This window comes from Paraburkholderia tropica (assembly GCF_914484835.1).
In the GTDB taxonomy this organism is placed as follows: Bacteria; Pseudomonadota; Gammaproteobacteria; order Burkholderiales; family Burkholderiaceae; genus Paraburkholderia; species Paraburkholderia tropica_A.
The window spans coordinates 19,710-32,439 of the sequence record NZ_CAJZAR010000065.1 but is presented as its reverse complement, the minus strand read 5'-3'; the positions used below and the strand labels follow the sequence as shown (position 1 = coordinate 32,439).

Here is a 12,730-nt window from a genome sequence, read left to right as displayed (position 1 = left end):
CGTGATCGGCGACGGTGAGTGGCGATCTGCGACGTTCAGCGGCGATCAGCACGATGCTTTATTGAAACACATATTATGAATCGATATAATGTTTGTCAACAAACTGTCAGCGGGTGTTTGACGCTACCGCGGAACTCCCCGCGCTGACAGAACCTTCACCCGGCGCTCCACGGCGCCCATTCGCCGCACGACCATGAACTCACCGATCACTCCCGAAGCGCTCGGCGCCCTGCGCGAATCCGCCGAAAAATGCTGCGCGCTGCTCAAGGCGCTCGCGCACGAAGACCGTCTGCTGCTGCTCTGCCAGCTCACCGAGGGCGAGCGCAACGTGGGCGAGCTCGAAGCGCTGGTCGGCGTGCATCAGCCGAGTCTGTCGCAGCATCTGGGCGTGCTGCGCGAGGAAGGTCTGGTCGAGACGCGCCGCGAGGGCAAGTACATCTATTACCGGCTTGCCAGCCACGAAGTCATCCAGGTGATGCAGACGCTGTCGAGCCTCTACTGCGGCCGCCTCAAGGCGCGCCCCGCTTGAACCGGCGACGCCCATGAACGTCGATCTCGCCCATTTCACGCCGTTCGCGTCGCTCGCGGGCGGTCTCATGATCGGTGCGGCCACCGCGTGGCTCGTGCTCGGCAACGGGCGCGTGGCGGGCATCAGCGGCATCGTCGGCGGCTTGCTGCGCGGGCGCGATGCGTCCGGCGAGCGCGCGTGGCGGCTCGCGTTCGTCGCGGGGTTGTGTGCCGCGCCGTGGCTTTGGTGGCTTGCGCGGTTGATGTCGAACGCGAGTTCGAACGCGACGCCGAACGCCACGCCGGGCACCGCCGCCCCGCCCGCCTCAGCCATCGCCGCGGTCATCACCGCGTCGCCGCTCACGCTGATCGTCGCGGGGCTGCTCGTGGGCGTCGGCACGCGTTACGCGTCGGGTTGCACGAGCGGCCACGGCGTCTGCGGCATCGCGCGCGGCTCGCTGCGCTCTTTCGCCGCAACCGGGCTGTTCATGGCCGCCGGTTTCGTCACGGTGTACGTGGCGCGCCACCTCGCGGGAGCCTGAAAACATGGGCCATTTCCACAACATCCGCACCATCCGCACGTTTTCCGCCTTCGCCTGCGGCCTGCTGTTCGGCCTCGGCTTGATCCTCTCGGGTATGGCGAACCCGGCCAAGGTGCTAGCCTTCCTCGACCTCGCGGGCCGCTGGGACCCGTCGCTGGCCTTCGTGATGGCGGGCGCGATCCTCATCGCCGCGCCCGCTTTTCGTTTCGCGCGCACGCGCACCGCGAGCCTGCTCGGCGCGCCCATGCAACTGCCCACCGCCTCGCGCATCGACCTGCGCCTCGCCCTCGGCGCGCTGCTGTTCGGCGCGGGCTGGGGCCTCGCGGGCTTCTGCCCCGGCCCCGCGCTCGTGAGCGCCGCGAGCGGTCAGCCGCGCGCATGGCTTTTCGTGGCCGCGATGCTCGCGGGCATGGCGATCTTCGCCGTGCTCGAGCGGCGCGCCCGCCGTTCTTAATCTGCCCCAAGTCAGGAGTTTTCGAGTCCATGCAAATCGTGCAACACGACGCGCGCTTCGCGAGCGCCGATCAGATCTCGCCCGCCGACCTCGCCGAGATCGCCGCGGCGGGCTTTCGCTCGGTCATCTGCAACCGGCCCGACGGCGAAGGCGGCCCGACGCAGCCCGCGTCGGCCGAGATCCGCGAAGCCGCGCAGCAGCTCGGTCTGCAATTCGCGTATCTGCCCGTCACGCCCGGCAAGATCGGCCCCGCTGAAGTCGCGCAATTCGCGCAACTGCTCGCCGACCTGCCCGCGCCCGTGCTCGCCTACTGCCGCACCGGCAACCGCGCGACCAACCTGTGGCAGTTCGCGCAGGCCAGCGCCGCCGCGCAGCCGGTCGCCGAACCCGTCGCGCCCGCCGTCACGGCCACGCCCGCCTGCGACTGGACCACGAACGGCGGCGACCGGGCCTGGGACGTCGTCGTGATCGGCGGCGGCCTCGCGGGCATCACCGTGACGTCGAGCCTGCTGCGCCGCCAGCCCGGTCTGAAGATCGCCATCGTCGAGCCGAACGATCACCACGACTATCAGCCCGCGTGGACGCTCGTCGGCGGCGGCGCCTACGACGTGAAGAAAACGCGCCGCCCGATGGCGAGCGTGATGCCGCGCGGCGTGACGTGGATTCGCGCCGCCGCCGAACGCGTCGAGCCGCACGCGAATCTCGTGCGCCTCGCCAACGGCGAATCCGTGGCGTACCGCCAGCTGATCGTCGCGCCGGGTCTGCGGCTCGCGTGGGAGCGCATCGCCGGTCTGCAGGAAACGCTCGGCAAGAACAACGTCACCTCGAACTATCGCTACGACCTCGCGCCGTACACGTGGGAACTCGTGCAGCGCATGCAGGGCGGCACCGCGCTGTTCACGCAGCCGGGCATGCCGATCAAGTGCGCGGGCGCGCCGCAAAAGGCGATGTATCTGGCCTGCGATCACTGGCTCAAGCGCGGCCTGCTGTCGAAGATCAAGGTCGAATTCGATCTCGCGGGCGCGGCGCTGTTCGGCGTGGCGACCTTCGTGCCGCCGCTGATGGAATACGTGAAGCGCTACGACGCCAGGCTCGAATTCAACTCGAATCTGGTCGCGATCGACGGCCCGGCGCGCAAGGCCACCTTCGAAGTGAAGGACGCCGACGGCAACGTCACGCGCGTGGAAAAGCGCTTCGACATGATCCATGTGGTGCCGCCGCAGGTGCCGCCCGACTTCATCCGCGACAGCGAACTCGCCGACGCCGCGGGCTGGTGCGAAGTCGACCACGCGACCTTGCAGCATCCGCGCTGGCCCAACGTGTTCTCGCTCGGCGACGTCTGCTCGGCGCCGAACGCGAAGACCGGCGCGGCGGCGCGCAAGCAGGCCGTGATCGTCGCCGAAAACCTGCTGGCCGCGCGTGCGAGCCAGCCGCTGCGCTATCGCTACGACGGCTACGGCTCGTGTCCGCTGACGGTCGAAAAGGGCAAGGTCGTGCTCGCGGAGTTCGGTTACGGCGGCAAGCTGCTGCCGACCTTCCCGCTCGATCCCACGCGTCCGCGCCGCCTGATGTGGTTCCTCAAGGCCAGCGTGCTGCCGCGCTTTTACTGGAGCGGCATTCTCAAGGGCCGCGAGTGGTTCACCGGCGCGACGCATGAGTAAGCGTCTCGCGGGCTGCTGAATCTGACGTCACTTCGGAGAACGCGCACATGGCGCACATGGAGATGGTCACGCTGGTCAGCGCCGCGCTCGGTTCGGTCGTCGGCCTCATCCTGGCGCTGACGGGCGCGGGCGGCGCGATCGTCGCGGTGCCGCTGCTGGTGTTCGGGCTCGGGCTCGACGTGGCGCAGGCCGCGCCGATCGGCCTGTTCGCGGTGGCGCTCGCGGCGGGCATCGGCGCGCTGCTGGCGCTGCGCGAGGGCAAGGTGCGCTACAAGGCCGCCGCGCTGATGGCGGTCGCGGGCGCGGTAATCTCGCCCGCCGGTCTCTGGGTCGCGCATCGCTTGCCCGATGCGCCGCTCATGCTGGTGTTCGCGCTCGTGCTGGCGCGCGTGGCGTGGCGCATGTTTCATCAGCAGCGCGCGATGGCGGGCGCGCAGGCAGAGGCTCATCCGGCGGATGACGCGCTCGATCTGCAAGGCGGCGCCGAACTCTGTCCGTCCGATCTGCCCTGCCGTCTGAACGCCGATCGCGGCAAGCTCGACTGGACCGCGCCCTGCGCGCGGGCGCTCGCGCTTTCGGGCGCGATGGCGGGATTCCTCTCGGGCTTGCTCGGCGTGGGCGGCGGCTTCGTGATCGTGCCCGCGCTCAAGCGCGCCTCGGACATTCCGATGCAGGGCATCGTCGCGACTTCGCTGGCCGTGATCGCACTGGTGTCGGCGGCTGGCGTCGCCGCGTCGGCCGCGAGCGGCCACATGCTCTGGATCAACGCCGTGCCGTTCGCGGCCGGCGCGCTCGCGGGCATGCTCATCGGCCGCGTGTTCGCGCGCCATGTAAGCGGCGCGCGTCTGCAGCAGTCGTTCGCGGCGTTCGCGGGATGCGTGGCCGTGGGCATGGCCGTGAAGGCCGTCCACGCGATGATGGCGGCGGGCGTGGTGTAACGCGCGCGTTCGGGCAACCCGATCAGCGAAAGTCACCGAAAGTCCGCGAAATTCAGCCCTCGAAGTCGAGACCGCCGATCAGCACTTCCCGCTCGCCTTGCGTGCGCGTCGAAAAATTCACCGGACGCGCCGTTTCCCACGACGCCATCTTGCGCGTCGTCGCGTCGAGATAGTGCGCGAAGCGCGCCTCGCCGCCCGGCTCCATGAGGCGCTCGATCTCGTCGACGTCCCACGTCAGGAACACGTTCAGCGGATACGCATACGGATGGCGGCTCTCGCTCGACACACCCGATAGCCGCACGCGCGTGGGATGGCCGCGTCCCGCGTTCGGCACGACTTCCACGTGCACGTCCGGCCCGAACTGCGTCGCGAGCCGCGCGGCGATGCGCGGCGCGAATTCTTCCTCGAAGCGATGGACGGCTTCGTTGCTCATGCGCGCTTGTCTCCCCTGTTCGGCGAACTGCGGATGCCGCCTGGTGCGGGGCCTGTCCTTCGTGTGTTCGCAGCTTGCCGAAGCATCCTACCGCGAGGTCAGCGCAGCAGCCAATCGTCGTCAGGGGCGGCGTCAGATTTGCGGCTGATCAACAACACCGCATTCAATCCACGCTTAATCCACCTCGCGCATGCGCCGCGCGCTCAGCAGCGTGGCGCGCAGCCCCTCGAACGAATAGATCACGAGCGCGACCCAGATCGCGCCGTAGCCGAGCGCGCGCACCGAGCCGAACGGCTCGTTGTAGATCAGCACGCCGGTGAGCAGCTGGAGCGTCGGCGTGACGTACTGAATCAGTCCGAGCATCGAAAGCGGAATGCGCCGTGCGGCCGCCGCGAACAGCAACAGCGGCACAGCCGTGATCGGCCCGGCAGCGACCAGCAGCAATTGCAGCCCGAGCGGCGCGCGCGCGAAATGGCTCGCGCCCGCGAGGCCGATGATCGTCAGATAGACGAGCGCAACGGGAAACAGCAGCACGGTCTCGAGCGCGAGCCCTTCGAGCGCGCCGAGCTGCGCGGTCTTGCGCAGCAAGCCATAGCCGCCGAAGGTCACGGCCAGCGCGAGACTGATCCACGGCGGCGTGCCGTTCTGCCAGGTGAGCCAGGCGACGGCGAGCGTCGCGATCGCCACGGCGCACCATTGCAGCGGCCGCAGCCGCTCGCGCAGAAACAGATAGCCGAACACCACGTTGATGAGCGGATTGATGAAGTAGCCGAGACTCGCCTCGACGATATGCCCCGCGTTCACCGCCCAGATATAGAGGCCCCAGTTGGCCGACAGCAGCGCGGCGCTGGCGACGAAACGCGCGAGCAGGCGGCGGTCGCGCAGCGCGGGCCGCAGCCACGCCCAGTGATGGCGCACCAGCAGCACGGCCAGCACGAACACGAGCGACCACGCCATGCGGTGCGCGAGCATTTCGAGCGCGGGAATCTGATGCAGCGTCTTGAAGTAGACCGGGAACAGCCCCCAGAGGGTGAAGGCGGAGAATGCGTACGCGATGCCGGGATTCATGATTCGTTCTTGTGTCTGACTGCGCTAGGACGACGTTCTGACGACGGATCGACCGCGCTGCGGGAGGGCCGGTGGCGGCCGGTGACGACCGATATCGAACTGGCTCGCGGGCGTTTCAAGGCCGCGCGCGTGCTGACGAAAGGCTGACACGCGAGGCCCGAAGCGAGCAAAATTTCGGCCAACCCTGCGCCGAACCGCCGGTTTTGCGACAATAGCGGATTTTCGCCGCCAGCCCTTGCCGCTGTCCAGCCTGACGACGCGCTTACGATCCCCACGCGATCGACGCCGCCGCGCCAGTCCAGACGCAGTCGCGACACGGTGCGAAGCGTCATAGCCCCAGGCAGTCAGGCCACTTTAGTCCGCGATAGTCCGCGCCGTCCGCGATGACCCTACCCCATATCGATCTGCTGTATTCCGTCTCCGGCCTCGCGGTTGGCTTTCTGGTCGGCCTGACCGGCGTGGGCGGCGGCTCGCTGATGACGCCGATCCTCGTCCTGCTGTTCAACGTGCACCCGGCGACCGCCGTCGGCACCGACCTGCTCTACGCGGCGGCGACCAAGTCGGCGGGCACGCTCGTGCACGGGCTCAAGGGATCGGTCGACTGGCGCGTGACCCTGCGGCTCGCGGCCGGCAGCGTGCCCGCCGCGACCATCACGCTGATCCTGCTGCACCGCTTCGGCATGGATACGCCGCGCGCCGGGCATCTGATCCAGTCGGTGCTCGGGGCGGCGCTGCTCATCACGGCGGTCGCGCTGATCTTCCGGCCGCAGCTCGCGGCCTTCGCCTCGCGGCATCGCCATGCGCCGGGCGAGGCGCGCACGCTGTTCTTCACCGTGCTCACGGGCGCGGTGCTCGGCGTATTGGTGTCGCTGACCTCGGTGGGCGCCGGCGCGATCGGCGTGACGGTGCTGCTGCTGCTCTATCCCACGCTGCCGACGGTGCGCATCGTCGGTTCCGACGTCGCGCATGCCGTGCCGCTGACGCTGCTCGCAGGCGCGGGGCACTGGCTGCTCGGCTCGATCGACTGGTCGATGCTGATCTCGCTGCTGTGCGGCTCGCTGCCGGGTATCGCGATCGGCAGCATGCTGTCGTCGCGCGCGCCCGAAAAGCTGCTGCGCGTGCTGCTCGCGGCCACGCTGACGCTGGTCGGCGTGCGGCTCGTGCTGGCCTGAGCGCGCCACGCCGCGACGGCGCGCGCTCAGGCGCGCGCCGGTGCGATCCCCGGTTGAAGCAGATTCAAGCCGATGCGGGCGGCTTCAAGCGCCGTCAGAGATACGGCGCCTGCCGGAAAAACCGCCCGTTCAGATCGACCTCGAATTGACGCAGCCATTGCCCGCGCGCATCGATGCGATACGCCTGGGCCCATGCGCCGCGCCGCACGACGAGGAGTTCGCCGTGCTCGGGATCGTCGGGATCGGTTTCGCCGCGCACGTCGAAGTGGATCGGCGCAAAGCCGTGCCGCGCGCAGGCCAGCTCGAAAGCGGCCCGGTCGACGAGAGGCAAATCGGTATAGGTATGGATAGTCATGACAGTTACCTGCAATGAGTCCGCGCACGATCCACGAATAGCATGATCGGGACCTGCACACTCTCAACATATACCCCCAATTGCGGGACCGCAGTGTGTCAGGCCGCACTAGCGCGCGCCGATTTCCATAAACGCTGGAAATAGTCCGATCAATGCGAGTCCCATAACGAGCCCGATAACGAGCCCGATAAATGCGCGCCGCATTCCCCGGCAATCCGCGATGAACCAAAAAAAACGGGCCCCGGCGCAATGCCGGAGCCCGTTCGTGCCGCCCTCGCGCCCGGCGGTGCTGCCGGGCGCGCGGACACGCGGCTTACTGCTGCATGACCGTCAGCTTGTTCGACACCGACTTCACGCCCGCCACGCCTTGCGCGACCTGGCCGGCCTGATCGATCTGGTCCTGCGACGGCACCGAGCCGGTCAGCGTGACCGCGCCGCCGTGCGAGCGCACCGTGATGTTCGACACGTCGATGCCCTGCGCCTTCGAGAGCGCCTTGCGCACCGTGTAGCCCAGCTTGCGGTCGGCCTTCTTGCCCGAGGTCGGAGCGGCCTTCGCGGCCGGGGCGGCAGCTGCGCCGCTCGCCGCCGAATTGTCCTGCGCATACACGCTGCACGCCACCGTCACACAGGCGACTGCGGCCAGGGTCTTCAGAATAGCGACCGATTTCATGTTCTCTCCTTGTTGCTATCGCGTAAGTACTTCTCTCGTTGCTTCGCCCGTTGCTTCGCCCAATGCTTAGCTCCGTAGCGAGGATAAATCGCCTGGCGCACCGCCGGACGGCTCTTGCGCCGTCCGCCGGCGCGCTGCGGCGGCTTCGTTACGACACCCGCGGGCAGCCGCCGTCCACGCCTTCGAAGGCGCGCGACGGCACAGCCGTGGTCTGGCCACGCTGCTGCGAGAGATTGCGAGAGGCTGAAATCGGCACATTGCGGCGGGCGGCGGCGTGATCCGTGAATCCGCCCTGGTTCGCCCGGGCGCCGTGCCACGGTGTTGTCTTGTTGTTTGTTTTGTCGCGTACCGCCGCCTGACGCGCGCTCGATTGCGCGCCTGCCGGGCGAGGGTCGCGCGCGGGCGGCAAGGCCGGCCACGGCGCTCCACAATTTAGCCTGGGCGCAGCGCGAGCGCAAAGGATTTAGCGCCTCGGCGCGGCTTGCGCGCCACGGCCGCCCGCTAGCCGCCGCAACGGCGAATCTCATGTACCATCGGCGGACCGGCCGCGCGCGCCGATGCCGATAGCCGATGCCGACCGCTCGTGCGATTCCTCCGCGCCGCGCATGGCGCCTGCGCCCGGCACGGCGCCGCATCCACCCGGCAAAGACCGCACGTATCACACGAACCGCGCACGAACCGCACACGAACCTCCGAGGCCCGCCTTTCCCCGATGAAGTCCCCCACCGGCCGCAAACCTCCTCCCCGTCTCGTCGCGCGTTTCGTGGCGATTTCGTGGCGCGACCTGGCCGTCTCCTTCGGTCCTATCCTGCTCGTGAGCGTGGCCGCCATCTGGCTCGCCGTGCGCCTGATCCAGCCCGCGCCGCCCAGCACGCTCACCCTGAGCGCCGGCCCCAAGGGCAGCACCTACTGGAACGCCGCGCAGAAGTACAAGGCGATCCTCGCGCGCAACCGCATCACGCTGAACGTGCTGGAGTCCGAAGGCTCCGCGCAGAATCTCCAGCGCCTCGCCGATCCAGCCTCGCACGTCGACGTCGCCTTCGTGCAGGACGGCCTCGCCAGCAAGGTGCCGGAGCGGCTCGTCTCGCTCGGCAGCGTCGCCTACGTGCCGCTCGCAGTCTTCTATCACGGCCCGCCCGTCACGCGGCTGTCGCAATTCGCGGGCGAGCGGCTCGCCATCGGCGCGGAAGGCAGCGGCACGCGCGAGCTCGCGCTCACGCTGCTCAAGGCCAACGGCATCGAGCCCGGCGGCAAGACGCAACTGCTGCCGCTGTCCGGCGACGACGCCGCGCGCGCGCTGACCGAGGGCAAGATCGACGCCGCTTTCCTCACCGGCGATTCCGCGCAGCCGCCCGTCATGGGCCGCCTGATGCGCATGCCGGGCGTGCGCTTCTTCGACTTCACCCAGGCCGACGCCTACGCGCGCCGCTTCCCCTACCTCACGGCGATCACGATCCCGATGGGCGCGTTCGATTTCGGCCGCAACCTGCCGCCGCATCCGCTGCAATTCATCGCGCCGACGGCCGAGCTGGTCGCGCGCGACTCGCTGCATCCGGCGCTGTCCGACCTGCTCGTCGATGCCGCCAAGGAAGTGCATGGACGGTCGACGCTGCTGCAGCGCGCGGGCGAATTCCCGGCGCCGCGCGCCCAGGACTTCCCGATCAGCGACGACGCCGCGCGCTACTACAAATCGGGCAAGGGCTTCCTCTACCGCGTGCTGCCGTTCTGGCTCGCGAGCCTCGCCGACCGCCTGCTGGTGGTGCTGGTGCCGATCATCGTCGTGCTGATTCCGGGCCTGCGGCTCGTGCCCGGCCTCTACGCCTGGCGGGTAAAATCGCGCATCTACCGCTGGTATGGTTCGCTGATCGCGCTGGAGCGCGCCGCGCTCGCCGAGAACTCGGCCGCCGAGCGGCGCACGCTGTTGCGCCAGCTCGACACCATCGAGGAATCGGTCAACGGCATGAAAATGCCGCTTGCGTATGCGGATCAGTTCTACGTGCTGCGCGAGCATATCGGCTTCGTGCGCTCGCGGCTGTCGCCCGCGCGTGACGGCGGCGAACAGCGCGAGGCGAACGGCGCGGGCGGTTTGGGTAGTGGTGGCGGCATGGGTGGCGCGCCCGCGAACGCCGAACTCGATACGGGCGACGCGATGGACGAACGCGTCGCCGACGAAGCGCCCGCCGCGGATGAAGCGAACGCAGGCACGCACGCAGACAAAGAGACACAAGCAGAGGCAGACGCAAAAGCCGACGCAGAGACACACGCGCAAGCCGGACCAGAAGCCAGCGCCGGGACCCGGGACGAGACACGCGGCGCCTGACATCGGCCGACGCGAAAAAATTGCAGCACGCAGCACCGAATACCATCGATACTCAAACGACGGGTCGCCGCTGCGGCCCGCATGAAAGCCCATAGCGGAGGAACAGCATGATCAGCGGCATCGACGCCAGCCAGCCAGCCTGGTTCTACGACTTCGTGTCGCCGTTTTCGTATCTGCTGCTGGAGCAGTACGACAAGTGGCCGGGCTTCGACTTCGTGCCGACGCCGGTCCTGCTCAGCGACCTGTACCGCCATTGGGGCCAGCCGCTCGGCACGATTCCGGCCAAGCGCATCTTCACGTACCGCCACGCGCTGTTCCGCGCCGAGCAGCTGGGCATTCCGTTCAAGATGCCGCCCGCGCATCCGTTCGATTCGGTCAAGCCGATGCTGCTCGCCATCGCGGCGGGCGGCGACTTCGCCTGCGTGCGCGAGATTTTCCGCTTCATCTGGCGCGAGGGCCGCGACCCGTCGAGCGAAGAAGGCTTCGAGCAGTTGTGCGAGCGCGTGGGCATCGCGCACGGCGAGGCGCTGATCGAGGAAGAAGCGGTGCGCGCGCAACTGCGCCGCAACACCAACGACGCGATCTCGATGGGCGTGTTCGGCGTGCCCACGTTCTGGATGAACCAGCAACTGTTCTGGGGCGAGGACGCGCTGCCGATGGTGCTCTACTGCGCACGCACGCCGAACTGGCTCGACTCGCGCGAGGTGAAGCGCATCAGCTCGCTGTCTTCGGGTCTCGCGAAAACGGAAAACGTCTGAAAATAGCCTAAAAGGCGTGTGAAACAGGCGGGCGGGCGCCGGGCAACCGGCGCACCGCGCCCGCGCTGATCCTCGTCATACCGCGCGCCCTATGGCAAGCACGCGCGCGGCGGCTTAAGGTTATGGCTGACGCCGTGCGCACGGAGCGCGGCGCGCTATCACCGAGCCCCCCCGCGTTCCCGCCTTCATCGCCATGGACGACTCTGCCCTTTCCCTCGACATCTGGCTCGTGCGCGTACTGCGCACGCTGCTGGTCGAGCGCAGCGTCACCCAGGCCGCGCTGCGGCTGAATCAGACGCAGCCGGCCATCAGCACCGCGCTGCGGCGGCTGCGCGAAGTGCTCGGCGACCCGATCCTCGTGCGCGGCAAGGCCGGCATGGTGCCGACCGAATACGGCGAGTCGCTGCTCCAATACGCCCAGCGCGTGCTGCGCGACGTCGATTTCGTCGCCACGCCGCACGGCGAATTCGATCCGGTGCGCTCGAAGCGCACGTTTCGCGTCGCCGCGCCCGACTATCTCAACGACTTCTTCATGCCGACGCTGATCGCGCGTTTTCGCGAGGCGGCGCCCGCCGCGCGGCTGGAGATTCTCTCGCTGTCGCCGACGCTCGATCATCACGCCGCGCTCGACGCGGGCGAACTCGATATCGTGATCGGCAACTGGCCGAAGCCCGACGCGCGTTTCGCGCGCAGCGACCTCTTCACCGACAAGATCGTCTGCCTGATGCGCGCCGACCATCCGCTCGCGCGCGCGCCGCTTTCACGCGAGGACTATCTGGCGGCGGGGCATCTCGCGCCCACGCCCTACACCGGCGCGAACGCGAGCCCCGTCGATCTCGGTTTCGCGAAGGCGCGCGCGCATCGTCATATCGTCGCGACGCTGCCGTATTTCGGGCTCGTGCCGCAAGTGCTGCTGCAATCGGATCTGATCTTCACGACCACGCGCCGCTTCGCGCTGCACTACGCGGGCATGCTGCCGCTCGCGGTGGTGGAGCCGCCGTTCGCGTTTCCGCGCATCCGCTGCTATCAGATGTGGCATCCGCACCCCGACCGGCCCAGCGACGTGGGCTGGCTGCGCGCGTTGATCGATGCGGTGTCGGTGTCGTTGACGGTGCCCGCGCGCAAGCGCCGCGCGAAGCCGGTCGAAGCGCCGAAAGAAGCCGCCTGAGATGGCATGAGGTCGCGAAAAGAAAAAGGCCGGACAGCATCGTCCGGCCTTTTTCTTTGGAAGCGTTCGAACGCTACGCCCGCGCGAACACGCCCTCATCCGCGTGACGCTCGACATTCGCCGACATCGCCACGCGCATCTGCATCAACTGCGCAGCCACCGCCACCGCAATCGACGAAGGCGCCTTGTCGACGATGCCCGTCACGCCGATCGGGCACGTGATCTCGTCCATGCGTTCGCGCGCGACGCCGCGCTCAACCAGACGCCGCTCGAACTTCACGCGCTTCGTCTTCGAGCCGATCAGCCCGAACCACGCGAAGTCACGCCGCTTCATGATGCGCAGCGACAGCTCGAAATCGAGCGCGTGATTGTGCGTCATGACGATGAAGTACGCGCCCGGCGGCGCAGTATCGACGATCGCGGCGGGCGTGTCGGTGGCCTCGATCTGCACGTTCGCGGACACTTCGTCGGGGAACAGCTCGTCGCGCTCGTCCACCCATTGCACCACGCACGGCAGCATGCCGAGCAGCGTCACCAGCGCGTGCCCCACGTGGCCCGCGCCGAACAGCACGACATGCATCGGCCCATAGTGCGGCACCGGCGTGCTCCGGCGGCCGATCACAACGCGGCCCGTCGCATCGACGCGCACACAATGATTCGGATGACTGATCATATTGCGATTCC

General features: G+C 68.4%; 14 protein-coding genes. 9 read left to right on the top strand and 5 right to left on the bottom strand.

The genetic code is table 11. From position 1 onward, the window contains the following. The first annotated feature begins 193 nt into the window (after window positions 1–193). The 5 genes from LDO54_RS23640 to LDO54_RS23620 are packed head-to-tail and all read left to right on the top strand — an operon-like array spanning window position 194 to window position 4,102. Window positions 194–529: an ArsR/SmtB family transcription factor gene (locus LDO54_RS23640; RefSeq protein ID WP_065057220.1), complete on the top strand. Its 336-nt coding sequence runs from the start codon at window positions 194–196 to the stop codon at window positions 527–529. A 13-nt stretch (window positions 530–542) separates the two neighbouring features. Continuing rightward, window positions 543–1,049 (top strand): YeeE/YedE family protein, encoded by a 507-nt coding sequence (locus LDO54_RS23635; RefSeq protein WP_224013100.1) that lies wholly within the window; start codon window positions 543–545, stop codon window positions 1,047–1,049. A gap of 4 nt (window positions 1,050–1,053) precedes the next feature. Next, window positions 1,054–1,503, top strand: coding sequence for a YeeE/YedE family protein (locus LDO54_RS23630; protein ID WP_224013099.1), 450 nt, complete (start codon window positions 1,054–1,056; stop codon window positions 1,501–1,503). A gap of 29 nt (window positions 1,504–1,532) precedes the next feature. Then, on the top strand, window positions 1,533–3,164 hold the full coding sequence (locus tag LDO54_RS23625) for a bifunctional protein tyrosine phosphatase family protein/NAD(P)/FAD-dependent oxidoreductase (protein ID WP_224013098.1): 1,632 nt from the start codon (window positions 1,533–1,535) through the stop codon (window positions 3,162–3,164). A gap of 47 nt (window positions 3,165–3,211) precedes the next feature. Next, window positions 3,212–4,102 (top strand): sulfite exporter TauE/SafE family protein, encoded by an 891-nt coding sequence (locus tag LDO54_RS23620; RefSeq protein ID WP_224013097.1) that lies wholly within the window; start codon window positions 3,212–3,214, stop codon window positions 4,100–4,102. Between the two features lie 52 nt (window positions 4,103–4,154). Here LDO54_RS23620 and LDO54_RS23615 read toward each other — a convergent pair whose 3' ends face one another. Then, entirely contained in the window at window positions 4,155–4,535 is a 381-nt protein-coding gene (locus LDO54_RS23615; RefSeq protein ID WP_224013096.1) for a DUF5594 family protein, read from the bottom strand. Window positions 4,536–4,709: 174 nt separating this feature from the next. Continuing rightward, window positions 4,710–5,603, bottom strand: a complete 894-nt coding sequence (gene rarD / locus LDO54_RS23610; RefSeq protein WP_224013095.1) for an EamA family transporter RarD — start codon at window positions 5,601–5,603, stop codon at window positions 4,710–4,712. Window positions 5,604–5,986: 383 nt separating this feature from the next. Between rarD and LDO54_RS23605 the strand changes: the two genes are divergently transcribed. Continuing rightward, window positions 5,987–6,775, top strand: a complete 789-nt coding sequence (locus tag LDO54_RS23605) for a sulfite exporter TauE/SafE family protein (protein WP_224013094.1) — start codon at window positions 5,987–5,989, stop codon at window positions 6,773–6,775. A gap of 94 nt (window positions 6,776–6,869) precedes the next feature. Here the strand turns inward: LDO54_RS23605 and LDO54_RS23600 are convergent, their stop codons facing one another. Then, window positions 6,870–7,130 (bottom strand): hypothetical protein, encoded by a 261-nt coding sequence (locus LDO54_RS23600; protein WP_224013093.1) that lies wholly within the window; start codon window positions 7,128–7,130, stop codon window positions 6,870–6,872. Window positions 7,131–7,443: 313 nt separating this feature from the next. Continuing rightward, window positions 7,444–7,800 carry a BON domain-containing protein gene (locus LDO54_RS23595; protein ID WP_224013092.1) on the bottom strand — a complete coding sequence of 119 codons (357 nt, stop codon included), beginning with the start codon at window positions 7,798–7,800 and terminating at the stop codon, window positions 7,444–7,446. A 712-nt stretch (window positions 7,801–8,512) separates the two neighbouring features. On the opposite strand from LDO54_RS23595, the gene LDO54_RS23590 reads away from it, so the two are divergent. The 3 genes from LDO54_RS23590 to LDO54_RS23580 all read left to right on the top strand — a co-directional run bounded on the left by LDO54_RS23590 (window position 8,513) and on the right by LDO54_RS23580 (window position 12,046). Further along, entirely contained in the window at window positions 8,513–10,120 is a 1,608-nt protein-coding gene (locus LDO54_RS23590) for a TAXI family TRAP transporter solute-binding subunit (protein ID WP_224013091.1), read from the top strand. A gap of 107 nt (window positions 10,121–10,227) precedes the next feature. Further along, the gene (locus tag LDO54_RS23585; protein WP_224013090.1) at window positions 10,228–10,878 is read left to right on the top strand and encodes a 2-hydroxychromene-2-carboxylate isomerase; all 651 of its coding nucleotides are present in this window, start codon (window positions 10,228–10,230) and stop codon (window positions 10,876–10,878) included. A gap of 193 nt (window positions 10,879–11,071) precedes the next feature. After that, window positions 11,072–12,046 carry a LysR family transcriptional regulator gene (locus LDO54_RS23580; protein WP_224013089.1) on the top strand — a complete coding sequence of 325 codons (975 nt, stop codon included), beginning with the start codon at window positions 11,072–11,074 and terminating at the stop codon, window positions 12,044–12,046. 73 nt (window positions 12,047–12,119) lie between these two features. On the opposite strand, the gene xdhC is transcribed toward LDO54_RS23580, so the two are convergent. Beyond that, a complete protein-coding gene (gene xdhC / locus LDO54_RS23575) occupies window positions 12,120–12,719 on the bottom strand; it encodes a xanthine dehydrogenase accessory protein XdhC (RefSeq protein ID WP_224013088.1) in 600 nt (199 codons plus the stop codon). Between the last annotated feature and the right edge of the window lie 11 nt (window positions 12,720–12,730).

Coding starts and splice junctions, on each gene's coding strand:
- LDO54_RS23640 (WP_065057220.1), top strand. CDS start 194: ATGAACTCACCGATCACTCCCGAAGCGCTCGGCGCCCTGCGCGAATCC.
- LDO54_RS23635 (WP_224013100.1), top strand. CDS start 543: ATGAACGTCGATCTCGCCCATTTCACGCCGTTCGCGTCGCTCGCGGGC.
- LDO54_RS23630 (WP_224013099.1), top strand. CDS start 1,054: ATGGGCCATTTCCACAACATCCGCACCATCCGCACGTTTTCCGCCTTC.
- LDO54_RS23625 (WP_224013098.1), top strand. CDS start 1,533: ATGCAAATCGTGCAACACGACGCGCGCTTCGCGAGCGCCGATCAGATC.
- LDO54_RS23620 (WP_224013097.1), top strand. CDS start 3,212: ATGGCGCACATGGAGATGGTCACGCTGGTCAGCGCCGCGCTCGGTTCG.
- LDO54_RS23615 (WP_224013096.1), bottom strand. CDS start 4,535: ATGAGCAACGAAGCCGTCCATCGCTTCGAGGAAGAATTCGCGCCGCGC.
- rarD (WP_224013095.1), bottom strand. CDS start 5,603: ATGAATCCCGGCATCGCGTACGCATTCTCCGCCTTCACCCTCTGGGGG.
- LDO54_RS23605 (WP_224013094.1), top strand. CDS start 5,987: ATGACCCTACCCCATATCGATCTGCTGTATTCCGTCTCCGGCCTCGCG.
- LDO54_RS23600 (WP_224013093.1), bottom strand. CDS start 7,130: ATGACTATCCATACCTATACCGATTTGCCTCTCGTCGACCGGGCCGCT.
- LDO54_RS23595 (WP_224013092.1), bottom strand. CDS start 7,800: ATGAAATCGGTCGCTATTCTGAAGACCCTGGCCGCAGTCGCCTGTGTG.
- LDO54_RS23590 (WP_224013091.1), top strand. CDS start 8,513: ATGAAGTCCCCCACCGGCCGCAAACCTCCTCCCCGTCTCGTCGCGCGT.
- LDO54_RS23585 (WP_224013090.1), top strand. CDS start 10,228: ATGATCAGCGGCATCGACGCCAGCCAGCCAGCCTGGTTCTACGACTTC.
- LDO54_RS23580 (WP_224013089.1), top strand. CDS start 11,072: ATGGACGACTCTGCCCTTTCCCTCGACATCTGGCTCGTGCGCGTACTG.
- xdhC (WP_224013088.1), bottom strand. CDS start 12,719: ATGATCAGTCATCCGAATCATTGTGTGCGCGTCGATGCGACGGGCCGC.